The 22603-nt window shown below is 34.4% G+C and carries 21 protein-coding genes; 5 read left to right on the top strand and 16 right to left on the bottom strand.

The window, feature by feature from the left end; all coding sequences use genetic code 11:
• Positions 1-449: 449 nt before the first annotated feature.
• From CLV62_RS19960 to CLV62_RS19950, 3 genes are read right to left on the bottom strand one after another with little or no spacing between them, the layout of a single operon-like run.
• Positions 450-1040: a hypothetical protein gene (locus tag CLV62_RS19960; protein WP_110312536.1), complete on the bottom strand. Its 591-nt coding sequence runs from the start codon at positions 1038-1040 to the stop codon at positions 450-452.
• Positions 1037-2614 (bottom strand): PKD domain-containing protein, encoded by a 1578-nt coding sequence (locus CLV62_RS19955; protein WP_110312535.1) that lies wholly within the window; start codon positions 2612-2614, stop codon positions 1037-1039. The genes CLV62_RS19960 and CLV62_RS19955 overlap by 4 nt, the downstream gene beginning before the upstream one ends.
• 18 nt (positions 2615-2632) lie before the next feature.
• Positions 2633-3214, bottom strand: coding sequence for a hypothetical protein (locus CLV62_RS19950; protein WP_146212806.1), 582 nt, complete (start codon positions 3212-3214; stop codon positions 2633-2635).
• Between the two features lie 428 nt (positions 3215-3642).
• Between CLV62_RS19950 and CLV62_RS19945 the strand changes: the two genes are divergently transcribed.
• From CLV62_RS19945 to CLV62_RS22395, 3 genes are read left to right on the top strand one after another with little or no spacing between them, the layout of a single operon-like run.
• Positions 3643-3885: a tyrosine-type recombinase/integrase gene (locus CLV62_RS19945; protein ID WP_245904148.1), complete on the top strand. Its 243-nt coding sequence runs from the start codon at positions 3643-3645 to the stop codon at positions 3883-3885.
• Positions 3875-4840, top strand: coding sequence for a tyrosine-type recombinase/integrase (locus tag CLV62_RS19940; RefSeq protein WP_110312532.1), 966 nt, complete (start codon positions 3875-3877; stop codon positions 4838-4840). Before CLV62_RS19945 ends, CLV62_RS19940 begins: the two co-directional genes overlap by 11 nt.
• Positions 4821-5318 (top strand): helix-turn-helix domain-containing protein, encoded by a 498-nt coding sequence (locus CLV62_RS22395; RefSeq protein ID WP_110312531.1) that lies wholly within the window; start codon positions 4821-4823, stop codon positions 5316-5318. The genes CLV62_RS19940 and CLV62_RS22395 overlap by 20 nt, the downstream gene beginning before the upstream one ends.
• An 82-nt stretch (positions 5319-5400) precedes the next feature.
• Here CLV62_RS22395 and CLV62_RS19930 read toward each other — a convergent pair whose 3' ends face one another.
• The 6 genes from CLV62_RS19930 to CLV62_RS19905 all read right to left on the bottom strand — a co-directional run bounded on the left by CLV62_RS19930 (position 5401) and on the right by CLV62_RS19905 (position 12657).
• On the bottom strand, positions 5401-6249 hold the full coding sequence (locus CLV62_RS19930) for a BRO-N domain-containing protein (protein ID WP_110312530.1): 849 nt from the start codon (positions 6247-6249) through the stop codon (positions 5401-5403).
• 135 nt (positions 6250-6384) lie between these two features.
• Positions 6385-8388: a GAP1-N1 domain-containing protein gene (locus tag CLV62_RS19925; protein ID WP_221409263.1), complete on the bottom strand. Its 2004-nt coding sequence runs from the start codon at positions 8386-8388 to the stop codon at positions 6385-6387.
• Positions 8389-8390: 2 nt separating this feature from the next.
• Positions 8391-9278 (bottom strand): TRAFAC clade GTPase domain-containing protein, encoded by an 888-nt coding sequence (locus CLV62_RS19920; RefSeq protein WP_110312528.1) that lies wholly within the window; start codon positions 9276-9278, stop codon positions 8391-8393.
• 5 nt (positions 9279-9283) lie between these two features.
• Positions 9284-10330, bottom strand: a complete 1047-nt coding sequence (locus tag CLV62_RS19915; protein WP_110312527.1) for a TRAFAC clade GTPase domain-containing protein — start codon at positions 10328-10330, stop codon at positions 9284-9286.
• Positions 10331-10333: 3 nt separating this feature from the next.
• Positions 10334-11383 (bottom strand): GTPase-associated system all-helical protein GASH, encoded by a 1050-nt coding sequence (locus CLV62_RS19910; protein WP_110312526.1) that lies wholly within the window; start codon positions 11381-11383, stop codon positions 10334-10336.
• A gap of 11 nt (positions 11384-11394) precedes the next feature.
• Entirely contained in the window at positions 11395-12657 is a 1263-nt protein-coding gene (locus CLV62_RS19905; protein ID WP_110312525.1) for a metallophosphoesterase family protein, read from the bottom strand.
• A 232-nt stretch (positions 12658-12889) separates the two neighbouring features.
• Between CLV62_RS19905 and CLV62_RS22205 the strand changes: the two genes are divergently transcribed.
• Both CLV62_RS22205 and CLV62_RS19900 read left to right on the top strand, forming a co-directional pair.
• The gene (locus tag CLV62_RS22205; RefSeq protein ID WP_262509969.1) at positions 12890-13012 is read left to right on the top strand and encodes a hypothetical protein; all 123 of its coding nucleotides are present in this window, start codon (positions 12890-12892) and stop codon (positions 13010-13012) included.
• A 653-nt stretch (positions 13013-13665) separates the two neighbouring features.
• Entirely contained in the window at positions 13666-14286 is a 621-nt protein-coding gene (locus CLV62_RS19900) for a hypothetical protein (RefSeq protein ID WP_170120113.1), read from the top strand.
• A gap of 6 nt (positions 14287-14292) precedes the next feature.
• On the opposite strand, the gene CLV62_RS19895 is transcribed toward CLV62_RS19900, so the two are convergent.
• The 7 genes from CLV62_RS19895 to CLV62_RS19865 form a co-directional block, all read right to left on the bottom strand.
• Entirely contained in the window at positions 14293-14916 is a 624-nt protein-coding gene (locus CLV62_RS19895; RefSeq protein ID WP_110312523.1) for a porin family protein, read from the bottom strand.
• Entirely contained in the window at positions 14886-16376 is a 1491-nt protein-coding gene (locus CLV62_RS19890; protein WP_110312522.1) for a hypothetical protein, read from the bottom strand. Before CLV62_RS19890 ends, CLV62_RS19895 begins: the two co-directional genes overlap by 31 nt.
• Before the next feature lie 632 nt (positions 16377-17008).
• Positions 17009-17965, bottom strand: coding sequence for a transposase (locus CLV62_RS19885; RefSeq protein WP_110312521.1), 957 nt, complete (start codon positions 17963-17965; stop codon positions 17009-17011).
• Between the two features lie 857 nt (positions 17966-18822).
• Complete coding sequence (locus CLV62_RS19880; RefSeq protein WP_110312520.1) at positions 18823-19641, bottom strand: hypothetical protein; 819 nt, start codon at positions 19639-19641, stop codon at positions 18823-18825.
• Between the two features lie 34 nt (positions 19642-19675).
• Positions 19676-20512 (bottom strand): hypothetical protein, encoded by an 837-nt coding sequence (locus CLV62_RS19875; RefSeq protein WP_110312519.1) that lies wholly within the window; start codon positions 20510-20512, stop codon positions 19676-19678.
• A gap of 22 nt (positions 20513-20534) precedes the next feature.
• On the bottom strand, positions 20535-21386 hold the full coding sequence (locus CLV62_RS19870) for a hypothetical protein (protein ID WP_110312518.1): 852 nt from the start codon (positions 21384-21386) through the stop codon (positions 20535-20537).
• A 665-nt stretch (positions 21387-22051) separates the two neighbouring features.
• The coding region (locus tag CLV62_RS19865; protein WP_170120112.1) for a TraM recognition domain-containing protein at positions 22052-22603 on the bottom strand (552 nt) is incomplete at its 5' end.

Here is a 22603-nt window from a genome sequence, read left to right as displayed (position 1 = left end):
TAGACGATGCTTCTCTTGGGGGATATCTATACCAAGAAGAAGAATTTCAGGGTTGCCCATCGGGTTCATGTTCTCAGCAGAGGCATTGGTATGCAGGTTCTGCTACTTTTGTCTGACTTAAAGTGATAGATATTAATAAAAATAACTGTCAAATATCCTGTCATTTTGAATTCTGAATAAATCAAGCTATATAGTTGCATACTATAATAAAAGCCAGCAGCGTATAATCTCTACACACTACTGACCCAATAGCCTACATCATCGTTAGGATAGGTATAGAACGACAACAACAAATAAACCTGCTTCCTGTTTGGCATAATGATGTAGTATTTCTTAAGAAGTGAAATTCATGAATACCTTTATTTTTGCGCGGCAACTTTCATTATCATTAATCGAATTCAAGCGGGTAGCTGCACCACGTTTTTATGCCCCCGTAACAGATTTCTTCTTTACTTTAGAACAAATACAATGTTAATATAATCATCGTAACCGGCTTTTGCAATGGTGGTATAGTTCATCACTCCATCAGCGGTGATTGTATTGATAGTGATTCGTGCCGGGTCGTGATAAGTGATATAATAATACAAATCGGTTGCATTTTCGAATCGGGGAATTATAGTGGGTGCACCAAGACTAGTGTACATGGGTGAGGTAAACTGACTTTTATAAATCTCAAACAAATTGAGGGTAGCCGCACCGAGTGTGACTGTCTCAATATTAATGGAAGGCATATAAAAGAACTTACCGGTAAACAGGGTTAGGCAAGTCCATACCGGAGCCGATTCCGAACCTATGTTCTGAGAAATACAGTTTTTATCGGTATCGTATACCAAAAGGCTTTGTGCAGGAGTCGCGATGGCCTTTTTTTGATCGGTAGTCATCCGGGGAATCAGTAAGCCCCTGTTATCGGTTGACGAAGGACTGTTGATGTCCAGTACTGCACTCGCATCAGGCGAATCGGTATAAATACCTATCTGGCAATATAAGGGGCTACATACTATTTGAACTGCCAAAATAAGCGTATATATTCTTCTTTTCATTTTTTTTGTTGTGCTGAATTTAATAAATCGGTACGGATCATACGATTGGTTTGAAAGACACAATCTACCGTATTTGCTACTATTGCAATCGGATCGAGAGCTGTACCACTTGCCCTATAAGGGGTGACGGTTATCACATACTTACCAGGCAAAAGATAACTGTGGGGTAGCTCATAGGAGTTTGTCCCAGTCACTATAGGCTGATTAACTTTAGTTGTACCATCGCCGAAATCCCACTCGAGCCTTACCGGTAATAGAGAGGGAGTTCCCGACATCTCTACGGTGATGCCATAGTTATGGCTGTTACCTGTACAATGAAAACGTTGAACCTTGCCTTTGCCGGCAAACCACGAACTCATAAACGAGGGGAGTCCTAATTGAGGATTCATACTTTCTGCACCTGTTGGAAAAAAGTTTTTGGGAATCCGGTAAATTTTCCAAATGGAAGGATCCTCATCCGGATTATCTATCAGAGCAAGTCCACCTCCCGATATTGATGAATCTGTGAGGATATAAAGCCGGTTGTCGGTAGCCATTTGGGGAGTGTAGAATACGCCTAACGGATCTGATATTGTAGTTGCTATTTCCCTGAGAGGGCTAGTCGTAGTTCCTGCTACGAGCTCCTTCAAATCGTAGGCTCTGAAAACATCGGTTCCTCCCGTAAAAAGATATTTCAATGACGGGGAGAATTCCACTCCATATGTACTTCCGGGGTTCGGAATTTTTCTTATATTACTAAACTTGCCGGTTACATCGTCGAAATTACCCACAATTATAGCCTTATAATTATCAAGTTTAGTTATATTCTTTTCTATAATTGGTCCCCCCCATGCAAAATATTTATTGTCGTGCGATACTTTTATATAACCGTATGCTCCTACTCCTTCAGTTTCTACTATAGTTTCAAAAGGAATAATTGTGACTACCGGGTCGGCGGCAATACCCGCTTTGGTAAATTTCCAGGCATTCAGTTGGGTGGGATTGCCTCTGCCCGGAGCAATAATCCAATACGAGCCGTCCGCTGCCAATGTTGCGGTACAACTCTCGCTGATAGCACCTACACCGTTGGGCAGTTCTATGTTTTTCTCTGTAGCAACCACATCGCCCAGATTTTCTCGCAGACTCATATCAATTACTGAGTAATAAGCTGTATTAGGGAAATTCTTGTCATGTACACCAAGTGTTACTGCAACATATTTGGTCTTACTTCCCGGATAAGGGAATATAATGCCGGACTGAGCAGAAGACATATCGCCGGTCAGCCCTAATCCATTGGGCATTATCTTGTGTGTCTTGTCCCAAACTTTTTCTCCGTCGGAATAAAATAATAGATTGCCATCGCTGTCGGATATAGTGAAACATCCTTCGTAGGTATTTAGACCCGGGCGAAAAGTTGTGGGCAGCCCTGTTAAAGTAGCATCGGAGGTTCCTTCAATACCGTTGAGCAGGACACTACGGGGCGTATTCCAAGTTAAGCCGACACGAGTACCAAAAGTCCAGTTGTTCATTTCCTTTTGTGCCTGTATCTGAAAGCTTGTTATAGCCACTAAAATTAAAAGTAATATTTTTTTCATATTCTTTTCAGCTCTTCTTTATTTAATTACAAATACCACGTTCATAAAGGATGCATAGCCTGACTTTTCTACAATATCATAGTTAAGCACTCCGGAAGCACTCAAACTATTTATTTTAAGAACCGTATTATCGAAACTGGTGACATAATAATACAAATCGGTTGCAACCGGAAAATAGGGTATCGCAGCAGGAGCTCCCGCACTCACTACGGTGGGGGTGTTAAATTGTTTTTTATACTCTGCATAGAGATCCAGACTCTGGGCAGTTAGAACAACCGAAGCATCAATCGCTATTGAGGGCATATAGAACGAGTCTAACCGGGTGTCCTTCTGCGAAAGACAAACCCATGAAGCACCAGAGGGTGTACCTGCATTTTGAGAAATACACCTCAATGTGGTGTCATATACCAATAAGCCTGTTGCCGGACTTACGATAGCAACCTTTTGGTTGGTAGTCATTCGGGGGAGGAGCATCCCTTTAGCGGTGCTTCGGATGTCTAAAGCTGTACTAGTGTGGGGAGTTTCCGTATTTATACCCACTTGAGAAAACCCCATGCTCGCAAAGGATAATCCAATGAATAGTAATGTTGTTTTTTTCATCTGTTGAATTAGTGATTTTCCGTTAAAACGGATTGTGAATTTTATACCTCTGATAGAATTTCAAAACTCTGTATAAATTACGGTTTGTAGTAAACCTTACTTATTTTAAATGCTGTTGAAGTCGATTATTTAATATAACATCTAATCAGGCTTTTGACTGTTAATATTTTTGTCGTTCAATTTGTTAATGAGTTGTCTTTTTATTGTACATTTTGAGTAAGCAAAGATAGCCGATGAACAATTGGCCGAATCGTTTTTTTATTTCTTTTATGGATATTATTCGTTCTAAATATTTCATATATCGATAATTAAAATTATAACTTATCTATATTATATAATATATCGTTGATTAAATCTTTTATTGATATTCTTCTAGGACTATTGCACCGCATTGGTCTGAAAGTGAATTTTAAAAATCAAAAATAATAGTGAAAAAGGCAGGCATCCAGAATCATCCGCGCGACACAAAAGGTTTTCATCTTTTCCGGCATCATTTGGCAACATCACTCTTGGAAGAAGGGGTGGAACAACCTGTCATTAGTCGAACATTGGGACATCAGTCTCCGGAGTCTCTTGATACATATCTGGGAGCAGACTTCATTCATTTGAAAGAATGTGCTTTAAGTATTAATTATTTCCCTGTAAGAGAGGAGGTTTTTAATGGAATTTAAATCTTTTTTATCAGATATCTTGGATGGATACGTGGCTTACAGAAAAGCCTCCGGTCGTGATAGCCTCGGTTATTTGTTGAATGTCCGCCATTTTGATCGTTATTGCGTAAGAGAATACCCTTCTGCAAAAGAACTTTCCCAAATAATGGTTGACCAATGGTGTAATAAAAGAGATCCGGAAAGTTCCAATTCTTGTATATCAAGAATTTATCCTGTGCTCAGTTTTTTGCGTTACGCCCAAGTAAGAGGTCTGACAGATATAAATATACCGGCAGCACCCCGATCAACACCAAGGATTTATATACCGCACGCATTTACATTAGAAGAATTGCAGAATTTCTTTGATTCATGCGATTCTATCAACACGAAATATGGATTGACCGGAAAAATACAAAGAATCACAATTCCCGTGTTTTCTCGACTTTTATATAGTAGTGGAATGAGAACTCCCGAAGTGAGAATGTTGTGCAGGGAAGATGTAAATCTGGAAAATGGAGTTGTCAACATCAGATACTCCAAAGGTGACAACTCGCATTTTGTTGTACTTCACGATACGATGCTGAATTTGATGAAAAAATATGATGCTGCCGTATCAAAAATAATTCCTGACAGAATTTTCTTTTTCCCGACAAGTTCAAACAAAGGCTATCACGAAAGCTGGGTCAGTCGTAATTTTAGAAAATACTGGTACGCAAACACTGAAGTGGGTGCAATAGCCTATGAGTTGAGACATCATTATGCGGTGGAAAACATCAATAGTTGGATTGGTCAGGGATTGACAACCCATATGAGACTTTTATCACTAAGTAAAAGTATGGGACACAGTAATATTAAAAGCACCAAGTATTATTATTCTTTGGTTCCGGGTCTCTCTCAAATTATTGAGAATGCCACAGGTGACATGTTTAACCGAATAGTACCAAATTTACAAGACGATGAAGAAAGTTACCAATGAGGTGCTTCAATTAGCCAAGTACATACATGATTGGATTTGTGTATATGTCATATCAATAGAGTCAAACAGCCCACATACTGTCAGAAGATACACTGTCACGATGTCATTGTTTGTCGATTTTTCGGAAAAGGAAAAAGGAATCAGTCCTTCATACCTGGTTAGCGAATGCTTTTCACGTAAATACATTGAAGAATGGATTTTATGGCTGAAGAATAAGCGGAATTGTAGTGGGGAAACATGCAATGTCCGTTTAGCTGCGATCAGAACTTTCTTGAAATACTTGGCAGGAAAAAATATCTCATATCTTTCACTTTATCAAAGTGCAACTCTCTCTGCAAGATTGTATATTTCTCGGCGAACTTTACAACAGTGGCGTAGCGATGGCGTAATCGGATATATAAAACTAGCAGGCAAATGTTTATACCGTGAATCTGAGATTGAAAAATTACTGAATGACAACTATCACTCTTCATATTAAGGAGAGGCGTATTCTTATTGAGACAAGGGGGGGCTTACTCTTACTCCTTGTCTTCTTTAAAGCCTACACAGCAGACTAGGATTTATTTTTTATCTTCGTGTTTATCTCCCTCATCTATACCCAAAGTCTTCTTGGCATTAATGGGAGATACAACCTTTTTCCCTGTGCGTAATTCCAATTCTTCACGAGCTACACGTGCAACGGTTCCTCCTTGTTTGGCTACTCGGATACTATCTTCTAACGTTTCGGGATCAGTTGCCTGCGAAATATCTTTGGTTGATGCTTCTGCAAGCATATTTAGAATAAGTTCTGTGTTGGTCATATTGTCTCGAAGGTTTTCTTTCTTCAGCCCCTTGAATTGCTTATATTCTTTTGTCGTTTTATTAGACCATGCTTGTGTTATGATGTCAGTGAGTGTTGCAAATTGAACACCCTCTTTCATTCCTCTTAGTTTCCATTCGTCAGTCAGTTCTTTACGAATTTCAATGCTTTTGAGTCGCTGATTTATCCAATTTTCAGAATAACCCAAACGAAGATATTGTTCCATTGCTCGGTCAATAATTAGCTCTGGGTCTTGCATCTCATCTAATCTCTCGGATGCAACTTGAGCCATCCAAAGTTTAAAGGGTTCAGCTTTAGGCGAAGGTATGGATTGTATCAATCGAAAAAGTTGATCTGTATCAGCAGCATCAGTTTTATAAAATTTCCCATCGGCTGACTGCATTTTCAGTTGTACGATATCTTCGTACAACTGACTTCCCTCTTTCTGTAACTTGATTTTCAAGTCACTCCAGTAACGTCTTGGATTGGCACTATCTGTCAATATTTCAATTACATCAATAACAGAGAAATACCATTTCTCTTGTTCTTCGTCCCATACGGTACGAACTTTCTTATTCTCAAATAACTGAATTGTATTTTTCTTGGTCATTATATTATAACGCGATTAAAGTAGAATTAAATGAATAAAAATAGAGACATGAATTTCCATTTTATCAAGCTAAATCAGATAAAAAAACAACTCGTTTATAATGGCGATATATTGCATTGAACATAGCCCCCTTTACTAAAATATATTTTTCTTTCTTTTTTTTCTTAATCTTTCTGTTAGTTCTTCAATAAGCCTTCGATTACTTGTTATTTCGCTAAATAGTTTTTCGGATTTCTTTAATATCAAAAATTTATCAACAATAGCTCTTCTTAATTTCTTCCCCTTATCCCAGTCTTGAAAAATATTAAGTCGTTTTGTATAAGGCTCTATGATTTCCCATGAGTAATAATCCAAATTATCATCAATAATTGCAGAATATACATCATCAAATGAATATTGTAAAAATAGAATAAACTTATCATCGGTATAATTCATACCTAAAGACATAAAGAATGATTTAAGATAAATAGAAGTCGTTGCATTTGTTTTCTGAAGTTTATCCAACACTTTTATCCAGTAATCAATCCCTTGATTAATTATATCTTTAGACAAAGGATCTAAAAGTTGAAGTATATATTCAAAAGTATGTATACCATTTACATTCCCTAAATGTAACCAATCTAAAATAGCATTTCTATCATTCGCAACATACTCCAACCAAGAAGAAGATATTTTGTGTTTATTACCAAACTCATCATACCAAGCTAGGATATGATTAGGCAGATTAGGAATAGTTCTAATCATGAGTTTTTGATCAATACACACCTCTCGGTTAAACATCTCATTGATAATTAATTGCCAATTGATAGATTCACCTTGTTCAGAGGTAAGAGAAATATATTTGAAGTTTTCCAATTGATAATTACAAGAAGTTTTCCAATATTCTTTTTGATAAGATATTGATGGGTATATCTTAACGAAGATGGAAAGTACATCTCGAAATTTACTATTTAACAAAATAATATCCTTTTCGTCTGCTTTTTTTGCATATTGAGTAATAATATGTTCTCCTAATGTATTAAATTCTTTTTTTACTATATTAGATATCCAAAGAAGATTTTCTTTTATATCTTTGGATGCTTTCAAAAAGCGATGGAATAAAAGATCTACGTCTAAATCAAAAGGAGTAGTATCTGATAGTAATGCCATTCCGTAGATTAATTCTAGATCATTAAATAATTTTTGATCTTTGTTATTAAGAACTAGATTTTTTATATTTTTCCCATTCTCCTTATTTTTAAAATGATTGCCTAAAAACAATAATATTTCATCAATATCTAACTTGTTTGAATTAGTTAGCTTTTCGTATAAATATACTAGTGGGAAAAACGAAGATCGAGAACCTGAAACATCCGAACCATAAGTGAATAAATATTTTCTGAAAGTTTTGTTTGGAGTAATAAGTTCTTCTTGAGAGAACTCCAACCACCTTTTATTCATTGAGTCCTGTTTTTCTGCATCTTGAAAGATAGTCTCAAAATTGCCATTCTCAGGTAATCTAGCTTCATTAGGTACTATTTGTAAATCTAAATACCCATCTTCCAATTTACGAGGTAACAATGCCCCAGTACAAAAAGAGAAATTTCGTCTAAGCCTAGGCCATTGTTGGTTCCAAATAGAAAAAAAGATGTTTTCTAATTCTATTGTCTTTGGATACTTGATAAGTATTGCTTTTTCTGGTTTTACATAAATCGCATTTAAAATATCTTCTGTATATTTATAATATTCAAGTTCTTTTGTTAGACTGTCCTCAATATCACACTCTAAAGAATGCATATATTCTTCCATTTTGTTATCTAATATATCTTCTAATACAGGTCTATTAAACAACTTTACCAAACTTTTAATATCATGAATATTCGGTATGTCAGCAAAATCAATAAGTAATGTTTGAGTCCAAACACAGCCTTCTCTATCCATTTCGGGAGCATACCAGGTTTTTGCAAATGCATATTTATTAATCTCATTTATTGGATAAGCAGTGAAATATTCGGAGAAACTTTTTATCATCTGAGTTCCAGACATATCACTCATAACTCTTAATATTCTCTTGACATTAACAGGAAGAGATATGGATGATGCTATAAGGTTATGGCCATGAGCATATCCATGTAATGTTTGATCTATATTTATAACCATATTTATGCTTCTATAATCCATCTTATAGGAAGAGTAATATCATTGGATATTTCGTCATTAAAATGGACTCGTATCCTTTCTGTCTGATTTATATTTGATAAAAGCTTATCCTTCACTTCTGCCTCTTTGTAACTTCCTCCTTGAGCACTAATACCATAAATTCGATATTCTTTAAAGTTAGATTCTACTGCTTGAACTAACAATGGTAATTCTTGTTTAGCCCATTCTAGAGGACTAATTGGAACCTCTTCGGTGTCAAAGCTATCCAAAACGACATCCCAAGCTGATATTATTATTGCTAATTTAAAATCGTTAGCAAAATTTTGTATTATTTGTAATAGGTCAACAATATATATAACATCAGGAACATGTTTTGAAATCTCAAACGTGATTTTAGATTCTTTTGGACTACCTGAATTTATTTCAGATACATTATCGATGGAGCCAACTTCAGGTTTTAGATGCCCATTTACCTCTTTAATAGAAGTAGGACGGATAAACGTATCTGCATTTATAAATAAGAGAACGCCGTTCACATCTTTTAAATCTTTGATAAACTCTATTGGGATCTGTCTTTCTTCAAACAGTGTTGTTTTATAGAACTCTCCGGACATATCAGGAATATCAATTACATGTTTATTCCCTGTTTTAAAATTTGTGACTGTGAATGAAATTGGAAAGTCTACCCCCAATGTTGTTCTTTGGAAGTTTTTACACTGACACCATAAGTCACTTAATTCAGTTAAATATTCTCGATCATCAGGTAGAGCTTCTAGAGATAAACTATTGGCTGTCTCTTGGCTTTCTATAGAATACCAAAGAGCGCCTAAAAAAGACGTTTTACCAGATTGAGGTAATCCTAATAGAAGATAATTATAAGGTTCAGTCATGAATATTAGTATTTAAAATTTAAGTATTCCCGATTCTTAAGATTATATCCTCTATTAATTGATGTCATAGGATGCCTTAAGTATCGAGATTTATTTATCCACTGATTTAATAAAACATCTAACCCTTCTCCAGAATCAATATTTTCAAAATCAGATCTAGAGATTATTTTATGAATGGTAGTCTGAATCTTACGTGAGATTAAAATATCTTTCAACTCATTCTCCACGACTATAAATACCTCATTATTACTTTCTTTATTATCCAAAACAATATCCCATTTAGAAAATACTATTTCAACAAATGTTTCTGAAGATAAGATATTTGCTTCAAGCAATGCTTTTAGAATTCCTCTATTTTGCTTTCTCGTAAATGCACGATGGTGATTGTTAAGGAGCTTTGAGGAATCTATGAAAAGTGTAAAATGATCTGCCCGTCGTAAAAAATATAATTTTTCAGCATCCTGTTTATTATTAATCGCATTCTCAAAATGCTCTCCTGATATATCTGTAAATAATAAATCAGTACATCGATTTGGATCTGCTATCTCGAAATGGATGTAATTATCTTTACCTATTGCATAAGGTGTACGTTGTGTGTCTGCTTTATTCCTTTCAGAATAACTTCTGGATAAAAAGGAAATTTCTTCTAGTCCAATGAGGGATTTTGAGCTTTTAAATAGATAACCTGCGTAACTGTAATTTCTCAAAAAACTATCATATAAAGAAGCTATTGTTGTTGTTTTTCCTGAAAAAGGTACGCCAGCAAGTACTATAACTCTTGCAAGGCTCCTACTAGTTATACTAATAGTTTCTTCTTCTTTAAGAGCTGTTGCTGAATATAATTTGCGATATTTATTTTCAACGACATTTCTTGTTTGACTTACCTCATCAGTAGGAGAAGGTAGAATAGATTCAGTATTTAGATCGAGAATATCTTCAATAGAACAATGTGGACAGTTATCTTTATCTAACCCTTCTAGGCACTTTCCATCAACAGAAATATTACATCCCTCTTGAATACAAATTATTTTAGATACGCCTGTATTACTCATCTCTTACTTATGTTTTAAGTAGATAATTTCCTGTAGAAATTGGTTTGATAAGTCTACAGTACTGAATTCAGTTGAAGGCTCTAATTGTGTTTTTATCTTAAAGATGGTACTCCATACTTCTTCTCCTTTATGCTCAAGGTACAATTTATAAGCATAAGATAGTGGACAAATTATAGGATCAGCATCTTGTAAGTTATCACCCCAAGAATTTGTTTCCTCTAATGCTTTTACAACATCTACAATTGTTAATGTACTTTTCTTTTTTAGTTCTTTAGAATGTGCCTCATTTAGTAACTTATTTAAATAAGCATAAGATGTACTCGGTTGAGGTACATATGACAATACATCGTACAATTCTAGAGCGGTCAAAACGACACAGGCAGGCAAAGATAATTCAGTAAATGGTTTATTTTTTTTCCTAGAATATGCTGTAAATATCCACCAATGAATATTTGATTCTTCAGAAAGTATATCATTGTTTTTTATAAGAGAACTAATTGCAGTAGACAAGATTTTTAAGTTCTTTCCCACCTCTTTAATCGAATTTTCGGAATCAAAAACTAATGCTCCTGCATCATCTTTTTTCTTTTTATATACAGAATCTAGGCTAGAATCAAGTTTAATATTGGATAATTCTCTAATTTTATCACCATATTTATCTAATGCATTATCAATATCTTCTAATATATCTGCATTTAACAATTCGTTATTTTTCCCAAAACGAGCTAATCTACAGGCTAATGCTATAATATAATTATCTCCGTCAATCGCTAAACATGCTTTATCATATAGAATTGCACTTGCTATAATTTTCAATTCTAATTCATTATTTAATTGAGGAAACACAGGAGATATATCTAATATAGTTGAAGATAATTGTTTGTTAAACTCATCATTATTGTGTCCTAAGTATTTCTTCAAACAGTTGATATCAAATTCATGAGATGAGTCTTTAGACAATTTTTCAATAATATCTACTCTATTGTTTAACTCTTCCTCACTCTTCATTGGGATGGAAGAAGCTTCATACCATCTAGCTATTTTATTTTTCATACATTATTTAATTAATAAGGATTATTTCCAAGGTTATTATTTTCTTTATACACTAAATTCCATAATTCTTTCTGAAGATTTCTTTCGAATATGTCATTAAATAGATTTTTAGTTACTCTGTAATCTGCATTTTTTTTATTTATACCGTCTAAACTAATCGCTGGTATATTCTTTATAATGCTCATTTGCTTGAACCAAGGCATTTGCGAAAAGAAAAATGCAAGTTTACGCCTAGGGTCTTCTTGTCTAACATTAATGACTTCAACATCCTTTTCTTTGCTATATTCTTCATCTTTAGCTTTTACATAAGCTTCTTCTTTTAAAGGAATATTATAAAGTTCTGATTCTATAATAGAAGATGTGAATTTCTTTTGCCGAATGTCCCATTCTCTAGCTGCAATTCTAATCTCAAGTGTATTATTATTTAGATTCAGATCGAGTATATTATAGCTTGGTATCCAACCATCTTCATTTCGTGAAGGAGTAACAGCTCCTGCATAGATATTTAAAACTCCTTTAGCTTCATCCATTTTAACTCTTGATTCATGTTCATGACCGAATAATAAGATAGATGCACGAGAAGATAGATCATTATAAGCATCAGTACCATCCAACAACCAATCTATGGGGTGGTGACATAAAACCAAATGGATCACATCTTTTTCCCTATTTAAAGTCGTCTGAAATTCAGACAAAACTAACTTAGAATTTTCTTTATGATCATATTTGTTTGATATTAAAGCTGAATTGACCCCTGTAATTCTTATTTTTTTCTCGTCTAACATACAATCGGTCTGCCAATAAAAGAAATTTTCTAAGGGTACAGCTCCATATCTGCTAGCAAAATCAAAAAAATGTCTAAAAGGAGCCATAAATAGTTCTTTAGCTGAGCTATGCGTTATTATTTCTTTTATTTTCCGATTTAATTTATTTCTATTTTCTATTGTTTTAATATATGAATGAGCATTTGATAAGATTGGACATATTTTATCCCAGCATGCATCATGATTTCCTGGTACAAGCAAAACATTCTCTTCCTTACAGCCAATTCTATTACATATACTTGTTATCCACTCTCCGGCTTTCAGATATTCTCCTACTTTACCGGAGAAAGCAATGTCTCCTCCTATTAAAATCAAATCAATGGGATTATCCTTAACTAACTTGTCTAAATCTAATTCAATCTCGTTGCGAATATCTTTATCTAAATCTAATTGATCAGAGGTCTCTGTAAAAATATGTATATCTGAAAGGTGAAGTATTCGTAATGGCATATTAATTTTGTATATTTTACTCAAATATACAAATTCTAATCTAATACAAGCTAGTAGTTGATCTTCTATTTTTTACAGTTTAGTATTACTGAGATTTAGTGTTTTTTTATTATGATGTTATTCTTTTTACTTTTATTTTTTTTGTTAAATTTCCATTCCCTCCATAATTCTGGAGTCATCCAAGCATCTTGTAAGCATATCGTTTTTTTGCGTAGAAACTAATTTAAACGATATGGATGTAGTCACAATTGACAGTCAGGCATACAAGTCACTCGAACAAAAGATTGACAAGATAGCTAAATTTGTAGACAAGGCAGATAGCCCACACCCTATAAATCAAGGACCTGATTTATAGGGCGTAAAACTCAGTACTGAAGAAATCTGCGATATTCTGGATGTTAGTCCACAGATGTTGCAGCGACTCTGTACTGGAAATCGATATCCGCCGAAACAGTAGGAATAAGCAGTAAAGAATTATCATTGCTGAATACTATTATCCCATCACAGTATCAGAATATAAACGTAATAATAGTTGCACGAAATGGTTATGTCGTATATGAAAAATATTTCAGGCGAAAAAGTGCAGCAAGTACCCATAATATGGCTTGCTGTTATCAAATCATTATCAAAATCTTGTATCTTTGCCTCTGTCAGATGAAAAGGAAACAGGTAATGCTGGGGATCAACCTGTCAGAAATAACCTGACTAACTGAAATTGTCAAGGGTGACGAAAATCACACTCTAATTATATCCCTATTCCAAGAAATTATGTCTTAGAAAACCCAAATATCAAACCTTAAAAAATTGCCCGACTATCAGATCTAGCCTAAATTTTTACAGATTAAGGAAATGACACACTCTATAAGTATCAGATATTCAATAAAAATAAACACTTATTGAATATAAACTCTATTATATAAAAAGATTACTTTTAAAAACTTTATTTATTGGAATATTATGCGTTATTATAACTATCTATTTATGCTTCTAAGTCTTTTTTTCTGTGTTATGAACACAGAAAAATTATATTCACAAGAAAAACTTTCTATTGAACCGGGTATACATGTAAACACAATGTTATTTCTTTCTGATTATCCTACTGGATTAGGGGTAAAGCTTGATCTGAATTATAAACCTATTAAAAACTCATTCGTAATAGTAGCAATGAGAACAAAATTCACATATTATAATTTTAATAACAACTCCTCTATAACAGAAAATTCAGAAGGTATTATCAATTCATATAATAAAAATCCCAACTTAACTTATACTATGATTTTACCTCAGATAGGATTAGTTCCAAAACTATTCTATAAAGTTGATGATGATATCGCCTTTTTCATAGAAAATGATTTTTCTTTTGCTTATGCCAGGGGGAATATTAGATATATAGATAAATCAAATGTTACAGAAAAGAACGTGGGAAAGTTAAAATTCATTTACTCTCCTTCTATAGGTGTGGCTTTCAAGATAAATTCGACGAAAGTATTTGCATCTGTAGGATATACTTTTCTTAATTTTAGAAGTATAATAGAAGAGAATAAACCTATTAACTATAACGATTATATTCCTACTCAAGATACAGGTATATTATTTAATATTTCATTTAATATACCTATACTCAAGTAGTTTTTTTTAAAAATAGTATCCGATTGAAAACCTAAATGACTGGTGATATATTCCACCTCCATTTTTACTTAAATCAGTTAATCCTCTCTGAAAAGAAACTGTGGTAGAATATGCTTTGTATTTCATCCCTACACCTAAATTTATACCTACATTAAATCTTTTTATAGCATCAAACGGGCTATCATTTATTGTTGGGGATTCGTAATATTTATATTCTTTCTTTCCAAATAAACCTATAAAAGAATACATCCCAATATCAAATATCATATTTGTTTGTCTGTTTAGACTAGGTCTGTATGATATATTAACAGGAGTTTCTATCCCATATATTCCTATATATCCCCCTGAAAGAATTGTCTTATCATCTTTTAAATTAGATCCAATGTTCGAGAATAATAGTTCTGGCTGAAAATACCAATTGTTTTTCATTTCTATAGAATAAGTACCACCTATAAATCCAGATGTTTTATATTTAGTCATCCTCCACCCTGATATAGTTGTATAACTCAATCCTGCTTTTACTCCAAAACCAGATCTATTTCCACTATGTATACAACATAGTGGAAATAATGAAATCACTAATATGACTAATAACTTTTTCATTTCTTTACTATTTTCATGCCTTTCCATACATTTCCGAGTCTAGCACAAACTGTTACTTCTCCAGATACTAGCTCTGGTTTTTTTTCATTGAAAGCATTTGTTAGTACCTTTAAGTATGAATTCGCGTTTGTAATATTATTAGTTCCTATTCCATTTATATTAAAACCGGTCTCACTACTCCATCCAGCAACAACAGTCATCCAACTATTAGCAAATACATGTGTGTAATTCTTATAGTTATATTTTTTTACTTCTTCTGAATTATATACCATATATATTTCTGTCCTACTAGCAACAACCGCTGCTTCTAAGTTTTCAAACTCCGATGCTGGTCTCTTCAATTGGCTTCGTAACCAATCAAATGCGGCTTTGGAACCTTGATTTATAATCTTATTTTTAAAATCTTTAGCGTATTGATCTGTAACAGTTATCGTTATAGCATAGACATTTCTATTATTTATTGTTATTCTTTTGGGAGGGAAATATTGTACTTCGTTATTATTATATGGATTGGAAGTATTTAGCTTTCTTAATGCATCCCAAGATTGTGTATAATAATCAGCTACTGTTTTCTTTATGACAACATTTCTCCAAGAAACTCGAAGTTCATCACTCTCCGTTTTACTCCAACCAATCCAATTTTTCTTATCAGTCCATCCGCTAACTCCTATTTCAGAATAAACGCCATAATTGTAAAAATAAAATGAACCCCTAATCCTTCTCTTACTACTGTAATTAATAGTGCTAGCTTTTGTAGATCCTATTATGGATTGAATTAATTTACCAAAAATACCTCCTCTATCAGCCGAAAATGTTTGGAAGGTTGAGTAATCCGGTTCTGAAGTAGACTGAGTTGCTCTAGTTGTAATGTTTTGATCATCCAAAGAGTCAAAATAGTCATCTGAAACTTCAGAATTGTCTCCTTCGGATTCTAATGTATAAGAATTTTCTTTTTCCTTAAATGTTTTAAAAAGAGTTACTTTATCCGAAAAAACAATATATTCATTTTCAGAAGAATTTATATCTTCAATTGATAATGAAGATATAAATTCTTCTATTTTGTTCTCAAAGCTGCTTTCATAAAGATATGTACCTTCGGGTTTAATCTTTATAATTTTATTTCCAACCTCTAATTCTCCATTTATATTTAATAAAGCTGCAAAATTAGGATTAGGAACTAAAGTGTCATATCCTAGTGCTTCATAATAAGTTATATCACCACTATCACCACTATCAGTTGCTGACCTAGTGTTATTAACTTTTTTAGCCATCAAACTAATGAAATTAGTTTGATTTTGAGAAGAACTTCGTAGCCCTACATTTGGTGAGTCATTTTCTATTATTGCTCTTAGGGCATCTTCATTATCAAAATGAAGTCTAGATGAAGTAGTCCCTACTACAACTTCTTTATCAATAGACTCTAAGTTAGAGTCATTACAAGATGTAATAAGAGGTAACAAAAGAAAGAAAAACAGATGCTTCTTCATGTTATTAAAGTTTTAGTGTAATTATCTGTGTTTAGTAATTTTTGACAAAGTCTGGATTTATCAAAGCTAACAAAAATATTAATATTTAGCAATTAAGAACAATATTTTCCAGATAAAAAGTGGTGTTTTTGTTCGACTTATTTTACATCTTAGAAAAGACCTAACATCTTTTGTATGGATGTAGGTGTGTTTTCTAGAGATTTATTGAAATCAATACGAATTAATTCCCAACTTATAAACCATATATGATCTTTCTGCTCTATGTTTAGCTACAGCTTTGATATTTAATCGCTAAAAAACGGAGCCGATTTATTCAGAGGGCACTGAAAAAGTCTCCGTTTATAGGTAACCCATCTTTTTGGGACAAAATGATTGCAAAATCCTTTATTTATTCAGGTTTTGCAATCGTTTGCTTTTATGACTTTAAAGATTCTCAGACAGGCTGATTTTGCCATATCTGCGTGTTATTGAATTCTATGATTAACCCCAATTATTTTAGTTAAATTTTTCCGCATTTTTCCTTTTTCAACTACCTGTAATTTTGGAGAGGCAGATTGAAAAAGTAAAAATTGCTTGTTTAAGCTATTTTTACCATCGGATGCAAGTAGGTCGGATTATAAAGTTGTTTATTTCTAACCAAAGCAAACATCAGATGTATTAGTTTGTTTTTTTATGTTGTTTATTATTAAGATTTTATCTTTTACATCATGCACTTTTCTTTTATAATATTGATTGAAATAATTATCGTGCCTACTAGCAGAATGAGTTGCCTGTGTCAATAAAACTTTCATTTTTCTATTACCCAAGGGACTTACTCTATCTCTGCCTCGAACGCTACTTCCAGAGTTGTGAGAAGAAGGAACTACCCCACAGTAGCATCCAAATTTTCGAGGATCAGTGAATCGCTGAAAATTATCGGTTAAAACTAGCATCATTGTGGCATTCTGCAAACCAATACCTTTAATGCTGGTTAGTAATTCAAAATTTTCTCGAACACTGGAATTGCTCTCAATTAATGTTTTGACTTTAGCATCAATACTCTTTATTGTTAATGCTAGTTCTCTAGCTTTTTCAAGACTATCTTCTCTAATAAAAGATGCTGACCCATTTTGTTTTATGCGAAATAACTCCTTGCTAGATACTTTTAAATCAACCAAACGAGAACGGTAAGCCTGTAAATCTTTTAGTTCATCCAAAACATCTTCTTTTGGATGGTAAATGCGAGCTTTATCCTCAAAACGCAGGGCATATAATGCAATATTATGAGCATCTATTTTATCGGTTTTGCCTCTGCAAATCCCCATCGAACGTTTGATTTGCAGACCTGATTCCAACCACAAAGCCAAGCCTGCATGATGTAGATATTCTGAGACCAACACACAGTATAAGCCCGTATGTTCTCCACAGAATAACCATTTTGACTGATCTGTGTTTGTTTGAGTATTCAACCAAACAAGCATTTGCTGGCATCCTAACTCGCTGTTCATAAATCGACTATGTATAAAAGCTTCTGCATTTGTACCTTTTCCAATTAAAACAACATCGAAATGCAGTTTCGAAAAATCAATCCCAATAAAAACTTTTTCCATATCTTTAAAAAATCTTTTTTATTGGAATTAACCAAAGAGCTGATTTGTACCCAAACTCTTAATGACTTAGAAAGTCAGAATTCTATATGGTATCTCTCAGCTTGATTATCAAAGGTCTGATTCAGACTATAAAGCTTGTAACTTTAGCGACCTTAATAGTGTACCTTTGGTAATCGGTTAATTCCTCCTTTATTACAACTAAAGAATAAAAGTAACCTGGCTGTATTTATTAGACAAATCTAAGAGCGGCCTTAATACTTTGAAGTATGGTATGCTCAGACTAATAATAAAATCAATGCTCCATGTAATAACAATCGGTGGTGATAAAGGAAATAAGTTAGCGAAGTAGACGATGCTTCTCTTGGGGGATATCTATACCAAGAAGAAGAATTTCAGGGTTGCCCATCCGGGTTCATGTTCTCAGCAGAGGCATTGGTATGCAGGTTCTGCTACTTTTGTCTGACTTAAAGTGATAGATATTAATAAAAATAACTGTCAAATATCCTGTCATTTTGAATTTTAAATAAATCAAAATGTATTTTTGCATAGTATAATAAAAGCCAGCAGCGTATAATCTCTACACACTACTGACCCAATAGCCTACATCATCGTTAGGACAGGTTTAGAACGACAACAACAAACGAACCTGCTTCCTTTTTTTGCATAATGATGTAGTATTTCTTAAGAAGTGAAATTCATGAATACCTTTATTCTTTGGGGATTTGCAACTTTCATTATCATTAATAGAATTCAGCGGGCAGCTGCAACACGTTTTTATGCCCCCCCCTTATTCTTCCTATTTCCTTTAATGCTCTGTAGAGCGGGTGTTGCTTTGAATAAGAACTTAAGTGCTTGAATTAATCTTGGATCAAAACCGCAACAATCGAATTCTCATAATTGGCTGTACCTGCTACCGCTGCAAAGTTAGTGTTATCAACAACGTCTCCAACAGCTGTAAAGCTACCCACTATGTAATAATATCTTTTAGAAGCATTTGTCTTATTATTGATGATGTTAGTGCCTATCATCACATTATAGGTGTATTTAGTTAATAATGCAGCCATCTGTTTACTATTTTCTACATCGGACGACATATTGGCGGCTGTTTGCGTAGCTGCGTTAGATTCCGAAAAAAATGAATGCCCCCAAACCTTATCTTGAATATTTTTAGCCATAAGACCTGTACTGACGGCAATAAGAGTAGTAGCTGTCACTTTCCATCTGCCGGGTGGCAATATGATATAAGTATTTGTATTATAAAACGTTGCCGTATTGGTCGGTATATTGCTACCCACTTTAGTTGCCACGGCTACTGGCATAGGAGGTACGTCTTTCCAAGATGCATATCCATTGGTATCAGAGGTCAGCAATCGATCAGCCTTCTGATTTCCATCCACAAGTTTTACTCCTATAACTGGAGTCGATGCCGTACCTCCCGTTACTATATGCAGTTTAGCCCGAGGAGCCACAGTACCTATACCTAAGTTACCTTGATTACTAACAACAATATCATCTAATGTCAAGGATGAATTACTAATAGTACCAGTAGGATTATTCCCTTTTGCATCAATATGAAATATACCAACAGGGGTCTCTGTATTCACGCCTATTTGTGCGTTCAAAGAAATAAAAACACTTTGAACAAAAGAAAGTATAAATAGTATTTTCGTTTTCATATCACTTCTGATTTTTCTTAATCTTTTTCATCAATCAAGGACGCGGTTCATCTATATAAGTTGCAAATATGGTCGACTCATTAGCCGGACCGCCAAAGCTGAATGTAGTTGCACTAGTTACACTCGATGCAACAGGATATGTACCTCCACTACCAAACATATAATAGTAGGTTTTATTGGCACCCGTTTTATTATTAATCACAAAAAAGCCATTTATCATATTGAAACCATTATTCTTTAGATACATAAAATTGCAAGCCATCCTTCCCGAATATCCGTTACCGTATCCGTCGACAGTGATAGACTGCCCCGTGTTGGTATCAGCCATGAAAGTCTGAAGCCATGTTTTTATTGTAAAATCGGTGGCAGCAGTTCCCGAAACGCGATATACCAAAATGTTTACTTCAATGAGCCACAAGCCGGGAGGAAGTGTTACCGATGTATTCGAATAAATATATCTACTTGTAATGTCAGTTATTGTAAATTGTTTTGCGGCTCCCAATGGTATATTCTTAACAAGCACCGCCCCAAAAGGTTGCCAATGAGCTTCTCCATCCGCTTTGGATGTCAGCACCCGACCTTGAGTTTGAGTACCATCTACAATACGCAAGACGGGATTAGCTGTACTGCCCTCGATATGCAACTGTGTAGTGGGGGCAATTGTACCTACGCCCAACCGACCTGTAGTGCTAATCAAGACATCGTTAGCTATCTGGGTAGCTACAGGAGTAGCCGAATTGTCACCGGCAGCATCAATAAAGAAAGTACCTCCACTGTAATTTTTTGCATTTATTCCAACCTGTGCTGGCAAAACATGGGTTAAACACAAAAAACAAAAAGCCAATATATATTTCAGAACATTTGTATTCATTCTTTTAATTTTTTAGTTCTACTTATTGGGATATTCTAAAAGCGATAAATGTATTTTCGCTGCTTCCCGACATTCCTGTTCGAAAAACTGTATTTGTGACTGTACTAGGAACTGTATTATCTATTCCCCCGACAAGCAGGGTATATGTTTTTGCACTTGCCGTCTTGTTATTCAACAAGAACGATCCTACTACTACGCCACCGGGATTCTTCCAAATAAGACCCGATGCCAGTGTAAATGATGATTCAAGATCTGCCGATGGTCCTAAATTACTTGTTGCATCCGCCAAGGTGGTACGTACCCACACCTGTTCTCCAGTACTTCCATTTACTAACGCAGCTATATAGAGCGATACTTTGACCCACCAGCGTCCTGTCGGAAGTATAATTTGAGCACCCGTCCTGATATTGCCATTACTGGGGCGGGCAACTAAGGTTTGTCCGCTGTAAGTACCTGTCAGACTCCAATCATTCGAAACTAAAACCCCTGTTGTAGTGCCAAAAGTTCCAAAAACAGCACCTTGTTGTTTAGGGTATTTCCAGGTCGCATTTCCATTGGCATCGGAAATAAGTACCTTTGTTGTCGCCTGATTTCCGTCATTCAATATAAAACCAGAAACCGGATTTGTTGCTGTTCCCGAGGTTTTAATATCTACTTTTGCTTTGGTACTGATAACACCTAGACCTATATTTCCATTCGAATCGACTATCACATCATCTGCCATTTCGGCTACAGTAGGCACACCCGACTTATTATTATTACCCAACGGATCTATATGGAACACGCCTTGAGGGTACTTCGTGTTTATACCCACTTGAGAAAACCCCATGTTTGCACTCAATAATACCACAAATAATAATATTGTTTTTTTCATCTGTTAAATTAGTGATTTCCGTTAAAAGCTGATATGGATCTTATTCTGATAGATTTTCAAAACTCTGTATATTACGGTTTGTAGTAAACCGCACTTATTTTAAATGTTGTTGAAGTTGATTATTTAATATAACATCTAATCAGGCTTTTGACTGTTAATATTTTTGTCGTTCAATTTGTTAATGAGTTGTCTTTTTGTTGTACATTTTGAGTAAGCAAAGATAGCCGATGAACAAGTGGCCGAATCGTTTTTTTATTTCTTTTATGGATATTATTATTTCTAAATATTTCATATATCGATAATTAAAATTATAACTTATCGATATTATATAATATATCGTCGATTAAATCTTTTATTGATATTCCTCTAGGGCTATTGCACCGCATTGGCCTGAAAGTGAATTTTCAAAATCAAAAATAATAGCTCTTTAATATCGTATTGCATGTGTTTTATATTATATGTCATCGTGTTGAATGAACGGTTGAACACCTCAAGAAAAGACATCATCTGCCTGGTAAGCAAGTACAGATGGCATACGAGCCCGGTCGTAATCGTAATTAACAAGTTCATAAACAAGAACCTTATAAAACTCTCCTGCATCAGTTTATTAAAGATGTATTTCAAATATTAAAAAACAATCCTGTAGCTTATCGATAAACCAGCCTTTACTCTTTAATCAAATGTTTCAATAACGGATCTTCTTTAATCCGTATCATCTCATCTATCACAATTTGCTGCGTATCGAGTTTTATCTGCCTGTAGTTCTCTTCGATCTGAGCATTCATCGCATTTTCGTCTGTAAAGTCGGTAAGAATAGGAATTGGCTCATACCCTTTCATCTCGGCAGCTACTCTTTCGTTATCTACTACAATCTCGGCATGGAATATCTTCTGCTCTATCCGTTCATCGAAGTTATCGGACACTGCACCTACAAACAAACCCTGTGTGAGATTTGATATTTTGGAGGCGGGAATCAAACTATCCAATTGGGTACTGATTGAAGTGGATTTATCCTGTTTGTTGATCGTCATGGATTGGCGTTTCTGTAAAACTTTGCCGAAACGATCCGAGAGGGTTTTGGAGGTCTCTCCAACGACCTGTCCCGAAAAAATATTGCCGACCGTATTCATTACGACCTTGCTTTCCTTATCGCCATAGTCACGGTTCAACTGGCTGAAATCCTGAAATCCTAAACATACAGCTACCTTGTTGCTTCG

The organism is Indolivaga alginatilytica, from assembly GCF_003201355.1.
GTDB classification, from domain to species: Bacteria; Bacteroidota; Bacteroidia; order Bacteroidales; family Dysgonomonadaceae; genus Dysgonomonas_A; species Dysgonomonas_A alginatilytica.
This window is presented reverse-complemented; position numbering and strand designations above follow the sequence as displayed.